Here is a 15296-nt window from a genome sequence, read left to right on the forward strand (position 1 = left end):
AAATCTCTGTTTTTATTGCATCTCGTTACCCAAAACCGCTGCGCACTTTTGGGCGACATGCACCATCGGCAACATGCTACGAAGCCTGACAGTATGGCGCAACAGCATCCGGATGGTCACGCCATCGCGGCGATTTGCGCGGCAATCCTTGCCTGATCGGCGTGGCAAACCTCCCCCACCAGCCGTGCCATCGCGCCCGGCACGATCTCATGCGACAACAGCCGGTCAGGATCGACCGGGCGCGGCATGGAGATTTGCCCACGCGGGATTCTCTTGAAGCCGAGCGGGCCGTAATAGGGCTCGTCGCCGACAAGCATCACCGCCGGCATACCGGCCTTGGCGGCGGCCTCCAGCGCGATCGCCACCAGCCGGCGGCCAATGCCGAGATTCTTGTAGGCCGGCCGCACGGCAAGCGGTCCGAGCATCAGCGCGCGGCCGGCGCCGGCCGCGATGCGCGTCATGCGCACAGAGGCGACGACGATATCGCCATCGACGGCCACGAAGGACAGAGCGCGTTCATGCGGGCCGCCCTCACGGATCTTGTAGGCGCCCAGCACGAAACGGCCCGGCCCGAAGGCTTCGTCGTTGATGGTTTCGATTTCGGGGTCATGCGCCGGAGTTTCCGGCAGGTATTTCACGTCGGCAAGGCTCATGGTCTTTGCGTTCCGGGTAGACGGGAAAGGTTTGCTGCAAACGGCAGCGTTCGCCAGTCAGCGCTTCATCAAGCGCGGGCGCCCTTTCGTCGTCGGTCGAACCGGATCAAGGCAAAGTCAAGCATGCGGATTTTCCGCTAGCACCAATCTTCAGCCACTGCAATCGGCCGTTTGCTGCCGCCATTCGTTTGCCGCCTTCGTTTGCCGTCATTCGTCTGCCGCACCGGGCGATTGACGAACTGTTCAACGCCTGGCGATTTCCGCATCGTCGGTTTGTGCCTACATCCCTACGAAGAGGAAAGGACATCACATGGGATTGCTGGTCGACGGCAAATGGCAGGACAGCGGGTACGACACCAAGGCGAGCGACGGCGAATTCGTGCGGGCGCAGTCGCGATGGCGCGACTGGGTCACGGTTGACGGCAGGCCCGCCGAAGGCCGCACGCGCGGCTTCAAGGCCGAGCCGGGCCGCTACCATCTCTATGTCTCGCTTGCCTGTCCCTGGGCGCACCGGACGCTGATCTTTCGGGCACTGAAAAAGCTCGAGGACGTGATTTCCGTCTCGGTCGTCCATCATTTCATGGGCGCCAACGGCTGGACCTTCGTGGCCGAGGACGGCGCCACCGGCGATACGCTCTATGGCCTCGACTTCCTGCATCAGATCTACACCAAGACCGATCCCGCCTATTCCGGCCGCGTGACGGTGCCGGTTCTGTGGGACAGGCGAGAACAGACAATCGTCTGCAACGAGTCCTCCGAGATCATTCGGATGCTCAATTCAGCCTTCGACAAATGGGGCGATGCCAGCCTCGATTTTTATCCGAAAGCACTGCGCGGCGAAATCGACGCGGTCAACGCTCTGGTCTATCCATCAGTCAACAACGGTGTCTATCGCGCCGGCTTCGCCACCACGCAAGCGGCCTATGAGAAAGCGTTTGGCGAACTGTTCGCGGCGCTCGACCAGCTCGAGGATCGCCTATCTCGCCAGCGTTATCTCGTCGGTGACCGCATCACCGAGGCCGATTGGCGGCTGTTCACCACGCTGGTCCGCTTCGACCCGGTCTATGTCGGCCATTTCAAGTGCAACCTGCGCCGCATCGCCGACTATCCGAACCTGTCGAACTATCTGCGCGACCTCTACCAGGTCCCGGGCGTCGCCGGCACGGTGAGCCTGCACCACATCAAGGCGCACTATTACGGCAGCCACGCAACGATCAACCCGACGCACATCGTGCCGGTCGGGCCGGAACTGGACTACGCGGCGCCGCATGATCGGGCGCGGTTCAGGAAGGCAGCGTGATCTACCAGAAGGGCGATGCCGCCGCGCCGCTGAAAATCTCGGCAATCCGCCGCAACGTGGCCGGCGTCGTTGCTTCCGGCAGGCGGTCGAGCGGAAAGAAGCCGGCTGCGGCGATCTCGCGGTCCGGCAGCTTCGGCGCCGTCTGATTGAACTGCTCGACCAAATAGAGGCCGACATGGTCGCGGCGGCTGGCCCGACGGTTGAAATGCATCGATTTCAGCACCGGCGGCGCGGTCAATGCAATATTGCCCTCCTCGGAGAGCTCGCGCGCCAACGCCTCGATCATCGTCTCGCCCAGCTCGACGCCCCCGCCGGGAAGCTGCCAGCCCGGTACATAGGTATGGCGAATGAGGAAGACGGAACTGGACGTGCGATCGTGGATCAAGCCACGCACCCCAAGCGTCATCGGCCGCCGCAGCACGAAGTACAGATGAAACAGCCTTGCCCTGAGACCCGGCCAGCCGGTCTGGCGGAAAGCTTGCTCCGGATCGGGCCGCATCATCACCCACGAAACCGTGGGTGGAAAGCAGCGCGTGCGTCGCTTATGAAGGAGGGATGTTCAGGCTCGCGCATATTTCCGATATCCACTTGGGACCGCTTCCCGGTGTAACCTATCGCGATCTCGCCTCCAAGCGGGTGGTCGGTTACGTCAACTGGCAGCGCAATCGCCGCCGCCACATGCGCGACGCCGTCATCGACACCATCGTCGCCGATATCAAGGCGAGCGCACCCGATCACCTTGCCGTCACCGGCGATCTGGTCAATCTGGCGCTCGATGGCGAGATCGAGATGGGCAAGCACTGGCTGGAGACGCTGGGCTCCCCCGACGATGTGTCGGTCGTTCCGGGAAACCACGACGCCTATGTGCCCGGTGCTTTCGACAAGTCCTGCCGGTCGTGGACGGCGTGGATGACCGGCGACGGCGTCAATACGCCGGTCGACCGCGAAGCCTTTCCCTATCTGCGCGTGCGTGGCAACGTCGCGCTGATCGGTGTCACGACGGCGCGGGCGACGGCTCCGTTCATGGCCAACGGCTTTTTTCTGGAAGACCAGGCGGAAAGGCTGCGGGACGTGCTCGATGCCACGGCCAAACGCGGGCTGTTCCGGGTGATCATGATCCACCATCCGCCGGTGCGCGGCGCCGTTTCGCAGCCCAAGCGGCTGTTCGGCATTGCCCGCTTCCAAAAGGTCGTTCAGCGGCACGGGGCCGAGCTTGTGCTGCACGGCCATTCGCACGAGCCGACGCTGTTCTCGATCAATGGGCGCGGCGCCAAAATTCCAGTGGTCGGCGTCGCTGCCGCAGGGCAGGCGCCAGGCGGCAGGCGTCCAGCGGCGCAATATAATCTGCTGGAGATCGATGGTGAAATAGGCAACTGGCGGCTCAGGCTGACGCGACGTGGCCTGACCGGGCCGGCCATCCCGCCTGCCGATCTGGAGGTTGTGGAGCTTGGCGCGGACGCTATGGCGTGAAACTCAGTCCCATCGCAACGAGGCGGTCCCAGAACAACACGATCGATACCGCCAGCCCGACCAGGGCGCCGGCAGCGATCAGGCCGAGACCGGAGAGAAAGGCTGACCAACGTTTGCGGCGCTTGACGGATCGCAGCGGCGGCTCGGCTTCCGGGACCAAGGCACGTTTCAGGCCGGCAGCCTGCTCGACCCCGCCTTCCAGCATTCTCTGGCGTTCGATGACGCGCTCCGCGACGTAGCGCGTCACCTGATCGGCAACCGGTTTCATCTCGGTCGATTCGGCGAGCACCACGCGGCCGATGCGCGTGTCCTTGAGGAAGCGATAGGTGCGGCGGTCGCGCCCCATGGCGACATGGCTGACGGCGTCGATCCAGAGGCGCGGCTGCAGCCCGGACGAGACGGCGAAGTCGAAATTGTCCATGTCGGCGGGCACGTCGGCGAAGACCGGCGCGAGTTCGGCGGCAAGCAATTCGAGCCGCATGCGATGCGCTTCGCGCATGTCGACCACGACGTCGTCGCGGTCGGCGAAAGCGTTTTTCACGTCGCGGATGGCGTCCGACAATTTTCGCGACTCATCGGCCTGGCTTATGGTCTCGGCTGCATCCTTCATCGGCGTTGCCTCGCGTTTGGTTAACACCGAATTAACACAGTCGTTGGCAAAATGCAGCAAAATGCGCTTGCGAGATCGATAGGCGGCTTGCAAAATCCGGCCCGAAGCCGCGCTTTGACAGGGATCAGCCCGCTGCGGGAGCGGAGTTTGGACGAAGCGGCCTGCTGCGGCGTTTCATGTTGCGGCGGACGATCTCGGCGATCAGGCCGGGCGCTTCCTCGACCAGCATATGGCCGGCCTCCGACACGTGGTGCAGGTGGAAATGCGCCGGCAGACCATCGGCCTGGCTGAAGGGCAGCACCGCGTCATCGGTCCCCCAGACCACAATCACCGGCATATCCAGTGTTTCGAGCCGTTCGTGCGGGATGACGCCCTGCCGATCGTCCCTGGTCATGGCGGCTGCGATCTCGACAAGTTTGTGCGACTGGCCGGGACGCGCGCGCATTGCGCCAAGCACATCCACGATGCGCTCCGAGGGCGGGCTTTGCGGTCCGGACATGGCGGCGAGGCAGGCGCGAATTTCACTTTTGCCGGCTGCCGCTGCGTAACGGCGCAACAGCGGGCCATTGATCTCAGTGCCAAACCCGCCCGGCGCCAGAAGCGTCAGCGAGGCTATCCTTGCGGGTTCGGCCAGTGCCATCAGCACAGCCGCCGCCCCGCCCATCGAATGGCCGACGAGATGCACCCTCCTGATTCTGCGAGCGGCGATGTCTGCAAGAACAGCCCGGGCGGCTGTCCTGGCCGGGCCGCCACCCGGGAAATCGAGGGACAGCCCATGGCCCGGAAGATCGTAGGCCAGCGTCCGTGAACCAGGTGCCAGTGTCGAAATCACCTCGTGCCAGTCGCCGTGGCAACCGCCGAAGCCATGCAGAAAGACAACCGTCTTCGGGCCGGCGCCCCGTTCGGCAACGTAAAGCGATGAAATCATGAAATACTATGGTTTTATGCGAATTCGGATGTGGCTGGATTGTGTCTTGTACCAAGTTTTTCGCGATCGGCCGTGCTGGTCGGAAGGACTAGCTGGCATTGCCGAGCCCGGCGGCACGCAAAGCCTCGACCAGCCGCTCGGTCAGATCGGCGGGGTATTTCCGCTCGACAAAAGCCGCGCGCGGATCGGCAGCGAATTTCGGGAACTTGACCGTCAACTCGTCCAAAAGTTCGTGCGCCAGATGATTGCGACCGGCGGCCTTGGCAGTGATCAGCCGCGCAGCCAGATAGTGCGATTTCGTCGGCGTCGCTTGCAGCGCATCGCTGGCAAGCGCGGCCTTGTTCATATCGCCAGCCATGAACTGGCCGACGAAAAGCCCGTAATCCCACCAGGTCGGATGGGCGCTGGAGGTTTCGGCGGCGTGAGCAAGGATCGGTGTTCCCTCCCTGTACCTGCCGGCGAAAATCAGCCCGTAGGCATAAGCTGCCGCCATGCTGAGGTCGTAAGGGTTGAGTTCGTAGGCCTTGCGCATCCAGCGGATCGATTCCTCCGAATTGCCGAGGCGGGAATTGAGATAGCCATAGGCACGGTGGGCATAGGGGCTGGTCGGCCCCATCTGCACGGCGCGACGGGCCAGCGACATCGCCTGTTCGATCGTTGCGCCGGCTGGATAGGCGTAGTGATCTGTGCCCGCCTCGAGATGCAGGGTCGCCAGCTCCGAAAAGACGAGCGACGATTTCGCATCCCGATCGACCAGGATTTCGAGGCAGCGATAGGCAGCCTCATGGGTTTTGGCGCCCTGGTCGAGATAGTATTTGTCGTTGAGCAGCAGACATTCGGTCAGGCCGGTCTGAAGGCCGCTCTGTTCGATATAGTTGTAGATCGCGCCCGGAGCCGGAACGGCCGAACTCAAAATGCCGGCGACACTGTCCTCGACGGTGGAGGGTGTGCTGTCGGCGGCAGTCAAGTTGCGTGACAGCAGCACCCGGCCGGTCGCCACGCTTTGAAGCTCCAGGGTGACATCGCCTGCCGTTGGTCCCGGCAAGACATCGAACACGAAGCTGATCGCATCGGCGACAGGATCGGGCGGGCCGTCAGCATCGCGACCGATGAAGGTGACCGTGTCGAAGCGGCTGAGGCCGGCGCGCAGCGATGCGGCGACGCGGGCAGCCTCGGCACTGTTGGTTTTCACCGCAATGTAGACGAGCGGAAGGCTTTCAGCCGGAGCCCATGGCGCAATGCTGCCGGTTGCCACCGCATTTTCAATCGTCGGCGCGGCATCGCTTCCCGCCAGCAATGCGCTGCTTCCCTGACGAAGGATCAGCACCCCCAGCATGGCGATGACCAGAGCGATCGCCAGCCAGAAGAACTGGAGATGACGCAGCAGCGAGGGTGCCGGCTGGCGAACGACGGGGGACGATGCGGCAGGTGCGGCCATGACGGGTTCTTCGGGCGATTCCGGCAAGGTGGCCGCCGCTTCGACGTGTTCCGCCGACGCCGGCTCGACCGGCAGGCGGATCGCGTTGAGTTCATAGGATGGAACATAGCCGCCACGCGGAATGGCAATGCGGATCGGCTCGGCAACACCCTCATTGGCAAAGTAATGCTGCAGAAGCTCGCGCAGCCTGCCCGCCTGCACCCGCACCACGGCGTCGGTCGACGGATCGAAATCGCCGTCCTTGCCGAAAACATCCATCGCGATGGAAAAGCCCTTGAGCTTGTCGGCTTCGCCTGCCTGCTCGCGCTCGACCAGATAGCGAAGCAGCTTACGCGCTCGTTCGGATCTCCCGAACGTTTCGCTGGCTAGCAATCGCTCCAGCGTCTCGCGCACTGCGGGGGCGGCAGGCGTGGCATGCTGCAAGTGTCGATCCTCTCGAAGTCGGCACAGGTTAAGACGCAATCATATAGCGCCTGCACTGCCATACAAGCATGCATCCATTATGCGATCGCGTACCCCACCGGATAATATTCCGGTGGTTAATGGCGCGAAAGACTGGAGCAGGATGATACCATCCGGGGTCATCTTGCTCCAGCTCAGCTCCTCTAGTCGGCCTTTCCGCCGACGATGCGATTGGCGGCGGAAACCACGGCTTCCAGCGAAGCGGCGACGATATTGGTGTTGATGCCGGCGCCGAACAGCTTGCCGCCCGGATGCTCCATCTCGACATAGGAGATGGCCGAGGCATTCGAGCCGCGCTGCATGGAGTGCTCCGAATAGTCGAGCACCGACATCGGCACGCCGACATGGCGCGACAGCGCGTCGACAAAGCCGTCGATCGGGCCGGTTCCGGAGCCTGAAATCGTCACCTCCTTGCCGCTGTCGAGGATGATCGCCTCCACCGCGCGCCGCCCCTTGATCTCGATGTCGGGATAAGTGTGGTGGTCGAGGAATTTCAGCCGCGCGTCGGGCTGATCGACGTAGGTTTCGAGAAAGCGCTCGTAGATGCGCTTGGCCGGCACCTCCTTGCCTTCGGCGTCGGTGATCGCCTGGATCGCTTGACTGAACTCGATCTGCAGGTTGCGCGGCAGATTGAGGCCGTAGTCCGCCTGCAGCACATAGGCGATGCCGCCCTTGCCGGACTGCGAGTTGATGCGGATGATCGCCTCGTAGTTGCGCCCGACATCGGCCGGGTCGATCGGCAGATAGGGCACTTCCCAGTACGGCGTGTTGGCCTTGCGCAACGCCTTCATGCCCTTGTTGATGGCATCCTGGTGCGAGCCGGAAAAGGCGGTGTAGACGAGCTCGCCGACATAGGGATGGCGCTCGGGGATCTTCAACTGGTTCGAATATTCGTAGACGTCCTTCATCCGGTTGATGTCGGAGCAGTCGAGCTCGGGATCGACGCCTTGCGTGTACATGTTGAGCGCCAGCGTGACGATGTCGACATTGCCGGTGCGCTCGCCATTGCCGAACAGCGTGCCTTCGACGCGGTCCGCGCCCGCCATCAGGCCGAGTTCGGTGGTGGCGATCCCGGTGCCGCGGTCATTGTGCGGATGCAGCGAAATGAGCAGGTTCTCGCGGTTGTCGAGATTGCGGCACATCCATTCGATGCGATCGGCATAGATGTTGGGTGTCGACATCTCGACCGTGGACGGCAGGTTGATGATCAGCTTGTTTTCCGGCGTCGGCTTCATGATTTCGGTGACGGCGTTGCAGATTTCCAACGCCACTTCGAGCTCGGTGCCGGTAAAGCTCTCCGGCGAATATTCGAAACGATAGAAGCCACCGGCCTTCGCTGCCATGTCGGTGATCATCTTGGCCGCATCGGTGGCGATCCGCCTGATGCCGGCGACGTCCTTCTCGAAGACGACGCGGCGCTGCAGTTCGCTGGTCGAATTGTAGAAATGCACGATCGGGTTGGTGGCGCCCTGCAGCGCCTCGAAAGTGCGGGTGATCAGTTCCGGCCGGCACTGCACCAGCACCTGCAGCGAGACATCGTCTGATACATTGCCCTCTTCGATGCACCAGCGGGCGAAATCGAAGTCGGTCTGCGAGGCCGACGGGAAACCGATCTCGATCTCCTTGAAGCCCATGTCGAGGAGCAGGGCGAACATGCGCGCCTTGCGCTCGTGGCCCATCGGATCGATCAGCGCCTGGTTGCCGTCGCGCAGGTCGACCGAGCACCAGATCGGGGCCTTGTCGATGACTTTCGAAGGCCACACGCGGTCGGTGAGACCGACGGTCGGGTAGGGTTGGTATTTGCGGGCTGCCTCCGGCATGCCCCGGGCTGCCCCCGGCATGGCCCGGGCATCCTGGCCCATCTCCCCGCTGTCTGAGCGGATCTCTTCTCGTGCGTTCATTGTCGTCTCTCCCGGCGGCTCGCGGGATCCGCCTTCAGGCGGATTTGGTGCCGAGCGGCGCCTTTACCAGATGTTCATTCGCTAGATGTGACTTGCCAATTTTGAGACTGGCCAAGGAGCATGCGCGTGAGCGGCGGTTCGACCGCCGGGCGCTCCTTCAGCGAACCCGGCGATCGCCGATAAGGCCGAGCAGCAGCAGAGCGGAAGCAAGCGCGCGCACGGTCTCGCCAGCAAAGCCGGTCTGACGGGAAGCGACGGAGGTGGCGCGGTTGGTCATGGCGGTTTTCATACAGGAGCAGCCAAAGCGAGGCAAGTGGGGCCGAACGACAGTGTCGTAAGCAGATGAGTTGTCCGGATTAGGTAGCACGTGAGTTGTCCGATTTTATCACCAGCGCATGGAGGCTGGGGATGAAACGGACAGCATGGCAACCCGGCGTCGAACACTCGCCGTCCACAGCAACATCGGCCGTCTCTCGATCGAACCTGGCGCCGACTGGAACAAAAAACGTTCCTGCGTTGTTCTCCAACCGTCCCGATGTTCGAAGGGGCTGGGTTATACGCCGGCCAGAGGCGATCCTTGCGGCAGGCGCTCGGCGGGCACGCAAAGCCAAGGGATGGCGAGGCAAATGGATCCTGACGATCTCAATACAGAACGGATCGTCACTGTGTTCGGCGGGACAGGTTTTCTCGGGCGCCGGATCGTGAAGCGGCTCCTGGAAAGGGGTTTCACGGTCCACGCCGCATCCCGCCACCCGGCTCGTGTGGGCCAGGTTTTTTCCTCGACGGCAAGGCCGCCCGAAGCCGTCGAGGCGGACATATTGGATGCGTCCTCGATCGGCACGGCCATTGACGGATCACAAGCGATCGTGAACGCCGTCAGTCTCTACGTCGAGCAGGGCGCCCAGACGTTTGAGCGCGTGCATGTGGAAGCCGCAGCTGAACTTGCCGCCGCGTCGCGCGCTGGCGAGGTCGACCGGTTCGTCCAGATTTCGGGGATCGGCTCCGATCCTCAATCGGATTCGAACTACATCAGGGCACGTGGGCGCGGAGAAGAGGCGGTGGCGGGCGCATTTCCCGGCGCCATCATTGTGCGTCCCGCCGTCATGACGGGACCTGACGACGTTTTCCTCACGACGATTGTCAGGCTGATACGTCTCTTGCCGGTTTATCCGCTGTTCGGCGATGGTGGCACACGGCTTCAGCCGGTCTATGTGGAAGACGTCGCAGACGCAGTCAGCCGGCTGATCGGCGGGCGAAACCACAAGGGCTCATCGATATTCGAATTCGGCGGCCCGCGCATCTACACCTATAAGGAACTGCTGCGGGAGATCGCCCGACAGCTCGATACCCACATCAGGCTGATGCCGGTGCCGTTTGCGGCGTGGGACGCCTTGGCCGGCGTCGCGGAACTCCTTCCGGGAGCGCCGATAACGCGCAACCAGGTCGATCTTATGCGGCACGACAATGTGGCCGCAATCGGCGCGCCGGGCCTGAAGGAACTCGACATCGCGCCGCGCGACATCGAGGAGGTGATCCGCTTGATCGAACGGCGCGCGTGAGGCTGCTCGGGCTCGTCTCCTGCTTGGCAGGACTCTACGATCCTGCCGGGAACCTATCGCCATGCGGCGGGTTGGTCGAGTTTGAACCAATGAGGAAGAAGGAAAAGAACTATGGCCAGATGCGATCAATGCGGGAATGACTACGACAAGGCTTTCGAAGTGACGCTGGCTGAGGAAAGCTATACGTTCGACAGCTTCGAATGCGCGATCCAGAAACTTGCGCCGCTCTGCCCGCATTGCGGGTGCCGGATCATCGGACATGGTGTCGAACAAGATGACATCATCTACTGCTGCGCACATTGCGCCGCGGAGGAAGGTGCAAGCGCGCTGACCGATCGCGCGCCTTGATCGCCCGCATTCCCAGTGGCAAGCGACGGTGCCGGTCGTCGAGCCTAGCTGTCCTTCCTCGGTTTCTCGGCGACGATATTGCCGCGCTTCTTCCACTCCGAGAAGCCGCCGCGCAGGCTGCGCGCGTCAAGTCCCATCTCCTGCGCGACCTTGGCGGCGAGCAGCGAGCGCCAGCCGGACGCGCAGTAAAACACAAAGGTCCTGGGCTCGGCGAATATCGGCTTGTGGTAGGGGCTTTCCGGGTCGATCCAGAATTCGAGCATGCCGCGCGGCGCATGGAACGCGCCGGGGATCATGCCCTCGCGCTCCAGTTCCCGCGGATCCCGGATGTCGACCATGACAACGCCGTCGGGAATGGTCGCCATGTCCGCTGCCTCGACCGAGCGGACGACCGCATCGGCGTCGGCCAGAAGGTCCTTGTATCCCTTCGGCATGGTCAGCGCCCCATCGCGTAGAACTCGTCGTTCGGCCTCATGCTGGTGACGTTGGCCAGCCGGTTTGACATGGCGAAGAAGGCGGCGATGGCCGCGATGTCCCAGGCGTCCTCGTCGGTGAAGCCATGCATCTTGAGGTCCGCGATGTCCGCGTCGCCGACCTCGTAGGCGCGCGCGGAAACCTTCATGGCGAAATCGAGCATCGCCAACTGGCGCGGGGTGATGTCGGCCTTGCGGGAGTTGGTGGCCACCTGATCGGCGATCAGCGGGTTCTTTGCGCGAATGCGCAGGATCGCGCCATGGGCCACTACGCAGTACTGGCACTGATTGGCATTGCTCGTGGCCACGACGATCATCTCCCGCTCGGCCTTGGTGATCGGGCCGGGTTTGTCCATCAGCGCGTCATGATAGGCGAAGAAGGCGCGGAACTCGTCCGGCCGATGCGCAAGCACGAGGAAGACGTTGGGCACGAAGCCCGACTTCTCCTGTACGGCGAGTATCCGTTCGCGGATGTCGTCGGGAAGGCCGGCGATCTCGGGAACGGGGAAGCGGCTTATGGCGGGCGCGGTCATCTGTGTTCTCTCCCTTGCACGGCCGTCAATGCGACCAGCTTTAGGCCGTCGAAGGCTTTTCTGCGAGCCTCATGGAAGGGCTGAAGTCGGAACGGCCGCGCGCCGGCCAGGTTGAAAGGCGCCGCCCCAGGACCATGGCTGCGAAAGTCAGGAACATTGCTCGACACGGGCTTATTGGCAGGCACGGAACCGTGGTAGCAAAACCGTGACCAGCGAAAGCAACAAAAGGGCGGTTTGGCCGTTCTGATCAGCCGCACAAGCGGCGGGGTATCCGAAGACATGACTACGCCGCAAATCCTGTCGTTCGCCGTTATCTTCATAATGATGGCGGCGCTCGTATGGGGTCGGTATCGATATGATCTGGTTGCAGCCGCGGCACTGTTGTGCGCACTCGCGGTTGGCATCGTGCCTTTTGACGAGGCCTTCAGCGGGTTCAGCGACGATATCGTGATCATTGTCGGCAGTGCCCTGCTGGTGAGCGCAGGCATCGCACGCTCGGGCATCATGGAAGTCGCCATCAGGCGGTTCGCTCCGAACCTGTCGGGCGTTCGCTCGCAACTGGCGCTGCTGGTCATCGTGGTCACGATCCTGTCTGCCTTCGTAAAGAACATCGGTGCGCTCGCGATCATGATCCCGATAGCTTTCCAGTTCGCGCGCCGGTCGAGCGTTTCACCGTCGATATTCCTGATGCCTATGGCGTTCGGGTCGCTGCTCGGCGGACTCATGACGCAGGTGGGGACATCTCCCAATGTCGTTGTGTCGCGGGTGCGGGAGGAACTGACCGGCACCGCCTTCACAATGTTCGATTTTACACCTGTTGGAGCCGCCCTGGCCGCCGCCGGAACGATCTTCCTGGTGTTTTTCTATTGGCTGTTGCCGGTGCGCGAAAAGCTCGGCGGGTCGGTGAATGAAGCCATCGATATCAAGAATTACGTGACAGAGGCCCGGATTGTCCGCGATTCCACTGTGCTCGGCAAAACCGTGGCAGACCTCATGAAGCTTTCCGGCGGCGATGCTATCGTGACATCGATCCTGCGCAACCGGACCATGCGGATGACGCCACTGCCCGACGTTGTCCTCAAGATGAACGACATTCTGCTGCTCGAGGGCGACCCAGGGGCGCTGGATCGCCTCGTCTCCCAGGGCAAACTCAGCGTTACGGGCAGCAGGGCCAGCGGGGATGACACGACCGGCGAGCTGGTCGCTATCGAAGCCGTCATCGGTGAAAACTCCCCGTTGATCGGCTGGACGGCCCAGCGCCTTGCCCTCTATCACCGCTTCAATGTCAACCTCCTGGCTGTCAGCCGTCACGGCGAGCGCCCCGACCGCAGGCTGGCCGAAATCCAGCTAAGGCTGGGCGACGTCATCGTGCTGCAGGGCAATGCAGCGACGATACCCGAGATACTGCGTGAACTCGGCTGCCTGCCGCTGGCAGAAAGGGCTATCCTGCTTGGCAGCGTCCGCAAAGGTGTTGTGCCGGTAACGATCCTTGCTCTCGCCATGGTGGCGACTGCGCTCGGGCTGCTCCCGGTCTCCGTCGCTTTCTTTACGGCCGCGGTCGGGATGGTGCTTTTCAAGGTCATCCCGGTCCGGGACGTCTACCAATCGCTGGATGGGCCAATCCTCGTCATGCTCGCCGTTCTCATTCCAGTGAGCGATTCGCTGCGCAGTACGGGGGCGACAGGCATCATTGCCGGCGAGCTTGCCAAACTGGGAACCATTCTTCCGGCGCCTGGCGCCTTGATGCTCATCCTTGTCGCCGCCATGGCCGTTACGCCATTCCTCAACAATGCCGCAACCGTTCTGGTCATGGCGCCCATCGCCGCCGCGTTTGCCGGCGATCTCGGCTACCGGCCGGAAGCATTTCTGATGGCAGTCGCCATTGGCGCCGGCTGCGATTTTCTCACCCCCATCGGCCACCAGTGCAACACGCTCGTCATGGGGCCTGGCGGCTACCGTTTCAGCGACTATCCACGCCTGGGACTGCCGCTATCGTTCCTCGTCGTCATTGTTGCCGTGCCGATGCTCATGATCGTTTGGCCGATGAGCTAATATATGCTCCTCGCCATCCTCAAAAGAGGCCGAGTGTTTGCAGCAGGCTTTCGAATGTGACCTTGGGTTTCTTATCTGTTTGCCTATCCGGGTACGTATAGTCTTCGGACGACTGCTTGCGTATGTTGCTCGGGCTATAGCCGAACTGCTGCGTGAAAGCTCGACTGAAATTCGCCGCTGAATCAAAGCCGACTGCTAGACCAACTTCGGCGACCTTTCGGGTGTCGGAAGGATCCGCTAACATTGCATGAGCTGCGGATAGACGTCGTCGACGAATGTAATTCGCAACGCCGCCGGACGTTTCGAAAAGCTCATAGAGCCGTGTCCTCGAGATCGCCAGTTGCCGGGCGAGAGCATCCGGTGTCAGGTCGGGCGAGGCAAGATTGCTCGAAATGAAGCGTCTCGCCCGCGTCATCAATCCGATTTGTGAGATCTGATCGTTGCCGTCATCGCGATCCACCAAAGGTGTAACCGCGTCGAATACCATTTGCCGCAAACGGTCCTTGATTCTAGGAAGGTCGTCTTGCGTGAAGCGATCGAGATTGGCTTCAACGCTTGAAATAAGATCGATCAGCAGTTTGGCCCGGTGTCCACCCAAAACGACATTGTTGCTCGCCGCCGGCAAGCTACCTCCATCGGCAAACAGATCGACGGGAACGATCAGGCTGATCGACTCTGTTGCCAGCGCCCGCCCGCTAAACGGATGCCCGAGCGAGCGGATTTCAATCATGCCCGGTTCATTTTGCGCGACACGTCCGTCAACTCCGGTCCAGGTGCGACCGGCGCGGAGAACGGTGATCTGCCAATGGTCGATTGGACTGAACCGGACCGCGTCTGGCGAGCGTTCGTAACTGAAGGCCGGAACGGTTTGTTGCAACAAAAGCATGCCGCCCAGATTCCACACCGCCTGCTGGACGACAAATCCATCCTCGGGATTCACATTGTTCGGCAGACGCGAATCCATCAATATCGCCATATGCTCCCGCCAGGCAGCAAACTGCTGGACTGGTGGAAGGATTTCCGTCTCAAAGCGCAACGACGTCAGGACGGCCTTCCCCACCTCATCCTCACCGAGTGGATCCTGCGACATGCGCGGCCAGCGGCGACGTTCGACAGATGTCGGCTCCCTGTCGTTAAGTGGGACCGTCTTATCCGACATCATTGCCTCCAGCCACGACCCGGAAGTCCGCGACGTCGCGCTGCTTCAGGAGATATGCCATGTCATCGCCATGGGGAGGAACTGACCGACCGCATAGACAACATTCCGACCCTGCCAACTTGTATGGAAGAACGACATGCGTCGTCATCTTCGAAGTGTATCGTTTATAAGAAACAAAATCATTGGCTATATTTAAGGGTCCCTGGTTGTAAAGTAGTTAATTATATCGCGCACCAAGTCAACAAAGCTTAGCCGTTAGCGGATCGATCCTGAACCGACCATGATGGGTTTCTTGGCTCGCTTCGAGATAAAGGCCTTTGGCAGCACCGATCTCGGCACAGGCAATAGAATCGCCTGAAGCCCACCGTCTCCATCAAAAAACAAATGTCTGCGGCGGTCAGCTGCAAAAA

The 15296-nt window shown here is 61.9% G+C and carries 14 protein-coding genes; 5 read left to right on the top strand and 9 right to left on the bottom strand.

The window, feature by feature from the left end:
- Positions 1-116: 116 nt before the first annotated feature.
- Positions 117-653, bottom strand: a complete 537-nt coding sequence (locus tag AC0L3D_RS04955; protein ID WP_128174312.1) for a GNAT family N-acetyltransferase — start codon at positions 651-653, stop codon at positions 117-119.
- Between the two features lie 310 nt (positions 654-963).
- On the opposite strand from AC0L3D_RS04955, the gene AC0L3D_RS04960 reads away from it, so the two are divergent.
- The gene (locus tag AC0L3D_RS04960; RefSeq protein WP_023797929.1) at positions 964-1953 is read left to right on the top strand and encodes a glutathione S-transferase family protein; all 990 of its coding nucleotides are present in this window, start codon (positions 964-966) and stop codon (positions 1951-1953) included.
- 1 nt (position 1954) lies between these two features.
- Here the strand turns inward: AC0L3D_RS04960 and AC0L3D_RS04965 are convergent, their stop codons facing one another.
- The gene (locus tag AC0L3D_RS04965) at positions 1955-2455 is read right to left on the bottom strand and encodes an NUDIX domain-containing protein (RefSeq protein ID WP_031254497.1); all 501 of its coding nucleotides are present in this window, start codon (positions 2453-2455) and stop codon (positions 1955-1957) included.
- Between the two features lie 53 nt (positions 2456-2508).
- On the opposite strand from AC0L3D_RS04965, the gene AC0L3D_RS04970 reads away from it, so the two are divergent.
- Positions 2509-3423: a metallophosphoesterase family protein gene (locus tag AC0L3D_RS04970; RefSeq protein ID WP_023797927.1), complete on the top strand. Its 915-nt coding sequence runs from the start codon at positions 2509-2511 to the stop codon at positions 3421-3423.
- Here the strand turns inward: AC0L3D_RS04970 and AC0L3D_RS04975 are convergent.
- The 4 genes from AC0L3D_RS04975 to leuA all read right to left on the bottom strand — a co-directional run bounded on the left by AC0L3D_RS04975 (position 3413) and on the right by leuA (position 8723).
- Positions 3413-4033, bottom strand: coding sequence for a hypothetical protein (locus AC0L3D_RS04975; protein ID WP_023797926.1), 621 nt, complete (start codon positions 4031-4033; stop codon positions 3413-3415). The two genes, AC0L3D_RS04970 and AC0L3D_RS04975, sit on opposite strands and share 11 nt — an antisense overlap.
- 124 nt (positions 4034-4157) lie before the next feature.
- Complete coding sequence (locus AC0L3D_RS04980) at positions 4158-4961, bottom strand: alpha/beta fold hydrolase (protein ID WP_473629727.1); 804 nt, start codon at positions 4959-4961, stop codon at positions 4158-4160.
- An 88-nt stretch (positions 4962-5049) separates the two neighbouring features.
- Positions 5050-6822 carry a hypothetical protein gene (locus AC0L3D_RS04985; RefSeq protein WP_473643299.1) on the bottom strand — a complete coding sequence of 591 codons (1773 nt, stop codon included), beginning with the start codon at positions 6820-6822 and terminating at the stop codon, positions 5050-5052.
- A gap of 182 nt (positions 6823-7004) precedes the next feature.
- On the bottom strand, positions 7005-8723 hold the full coding sequence (leuA, locus tag AC0L3D_RS04990; RefSeq protein ID WP_473629742.1) for a 2-isopropylmalate synthase: 1719 nt from the start codon (positions 8721-8723) through the stop codon (positions 7005-7007).
- A 665-nt stretch (positions 8724-9388) separates the two neighbouring features.
- On the opposite strand from leuA, the gene AC0L3D_RS04995 reads away from it, so the two are divergent.
- Positions 9389-10321: a complex I NDUFA9 subunit family protein gene (locus AC0L3D_RS04995; protein WP_473643301.1), complete on the top strand. Its 933-nt coding sequence runs from the start codon at positions 9389-9391 to the stop codon at positions 10319-10321.
- Positions 10322-10432: 111 nt separating this feature from the next.
- Complete coding sequence (locus AC0L3D_RS05000; RefSeq protein ID WP_023797920.1) at positions 10433-10669, top strand: hypothetical protein; 237 nt, start codon at positions 10433-10435, stop codon at positions 10667-10669.
- A gap of 44 nt (positions 10670-10713) precedes the next feature.
- Here the strand turns inward: AC0L3D_RS05000 and AC0L3D_RS05005 are convergent, their stop codons facing one another.
- Positions 10714-11103, bottom strand: coding sequence for a rhodanese-like domain-containing protein (locus AC0L3D_RS05005; RefSeq protein WP_027150948.1), 390 nt, complete (start codon positions 11101-11103; stop codon positions 10714-10716).
- Positions 11104-11105: 2 nt separating this feature from the next.
- Entirely contained in the window at positions 11106-11675 is a 570-nt protein-coding gene (locus AC0L3D_RS05010) for a peroxidase-related enzyme (RefSeq protein WP_473629724.1), read from the bottom strand.
- A 279-nt stretch (positions 11676-11954) separates the two neighbouring features.
- Here AC0L3D_RS05010 and AC0L3D_RS05015 point away from each other — a divergent pair, with 279 nt between their 5' ends.
- Positions 11955-13727 (top strand): SLC13 family permease, encoded by a 1773-nt coding sequence (locus tag AC0L3D_RS05015; RefSeq protein ID WP_473629723.1) that lies wholly within the window; start codon positions 11955-11957, stop codon positions 13725-13727.
- A gap of 19 nt (positions 13728-13746) precedes the next feature.
- Here AC0L3D_RS05015 and AC0L3D_RS05020 read toward each other — a convergent pair whose 3' ends face one another.
- Positions 13747-14889: a helix-turn-helix domain-containing protein gene (locus AC0L3D_RS05020; RefSeq protein WP_473643303.1), complete on the bottom strand. Its 1143-nt coding sequence runs from the start codon at positions 14887-14889 to the stop codon at positions 13747-13749.
- Positions 14890-15296 lie beyond the last annotated feature (407 nt).

This window comes from Mesorhizobium sp. WSM4837, assembly GCF_055811435.1.

Excerpts from the sequence above, each read along its gene's own strand:
- AC0L3D_RS05020 (WP_473643303.1), bottom strand. The coding sequence starts at position 14,889 with ATGATGTCGGATAAGACGGTCCCACTTAACGACAGGGAGCCGACATCT.
- AC0L3D_RS05010 (WP_473629724.1), bottom strand. The coding sequence starts at position 11,675 with ATGACCGCGCCCGCCATAAGCCGCTTCCCCGTTCCCGAGATCGCCGGC.
- AC0L3D_RS05015 (WP_473629723.1), top strand. The coding sequence starts at position 11,955 with ATGACTACGCCGCAAATCCTGTCGTTCGCCGTTATCTTCATAATGATG.
- AC0L3D_RS04960 (WP_023797929.1), top strand. The coding sequence starts at position 964 with ATGGGATTGCTGGTCGACGGCAAATGGCAGGACAGCGGGTACGACACC.
- AC0L3D_RS04955 (WP_128174312.1), bottom strand. The coding sequence starts at position 653 with ATGAGCCTTGCCGACGTGAAATACCTGCCGGAAACTCCGGCGCATGAC.
- AC0L3D_RS05000 (WP_023797920.1), top strand. The coding sequence starts at position 10,433 with ATGGCCAGATGCGATCAATGCGGGAATGACTACGACAAGGCTTTCGAA.
- AC0L3D_RS04980 (WP_473629727.1), bottom strand. The coding sequence starts at position 4,961 with ATGATTTCATCGCTTTACGTTGCCGAACGGGGCGCCGGCCCGAAGACG.
- leuA (WP_473629742.1), bottom strand. The coding sequence starts at position 8,723 with ATGGGCCAGGATGCCCGGGCCATGCCGGGGGCAGCCCGGGGCATGCCG.
- AC0L3D_RS04995 (WP_473643301.1), top strand. The coding sequence starts at position 9,389 with ATGGATCCTGACGATCTCAATACAGAACGGATCGTCACTGTGTTCGGC.
- AC0L3D_RS04965 (WP_031254497.1), bottom strand. The coding sequence starts at position 2,455 with ATGATGCGGCCCGATCCGGAGCAAGCTTTCCGCCAGACCGGCTGGCCG.
- AC0L3D_RS04975 (WP_023797926.1), bottom strand. The coding sequence starts at position 4,033 with ATGAAGGATGCAGCCGAGACCATAAGCCAGGCCGATGAGTCGCGAAAA.
- AC0L3D_RS05005 (WP_027150948.1), bottom strand. The coding sequence starts at position 11,103 with ATGCCGAAGGGATACAAGGACCTTCTGGCCGACGCCGATGCGGTCGTC.
- AC0L3D_RS04970 (WP_023797927.1), top strand. The coding sequence starts at position 2,509 with ATGTTCAGGCTCGCGCATATTTCCGATATCCACTTGGGACCGCTTCCC.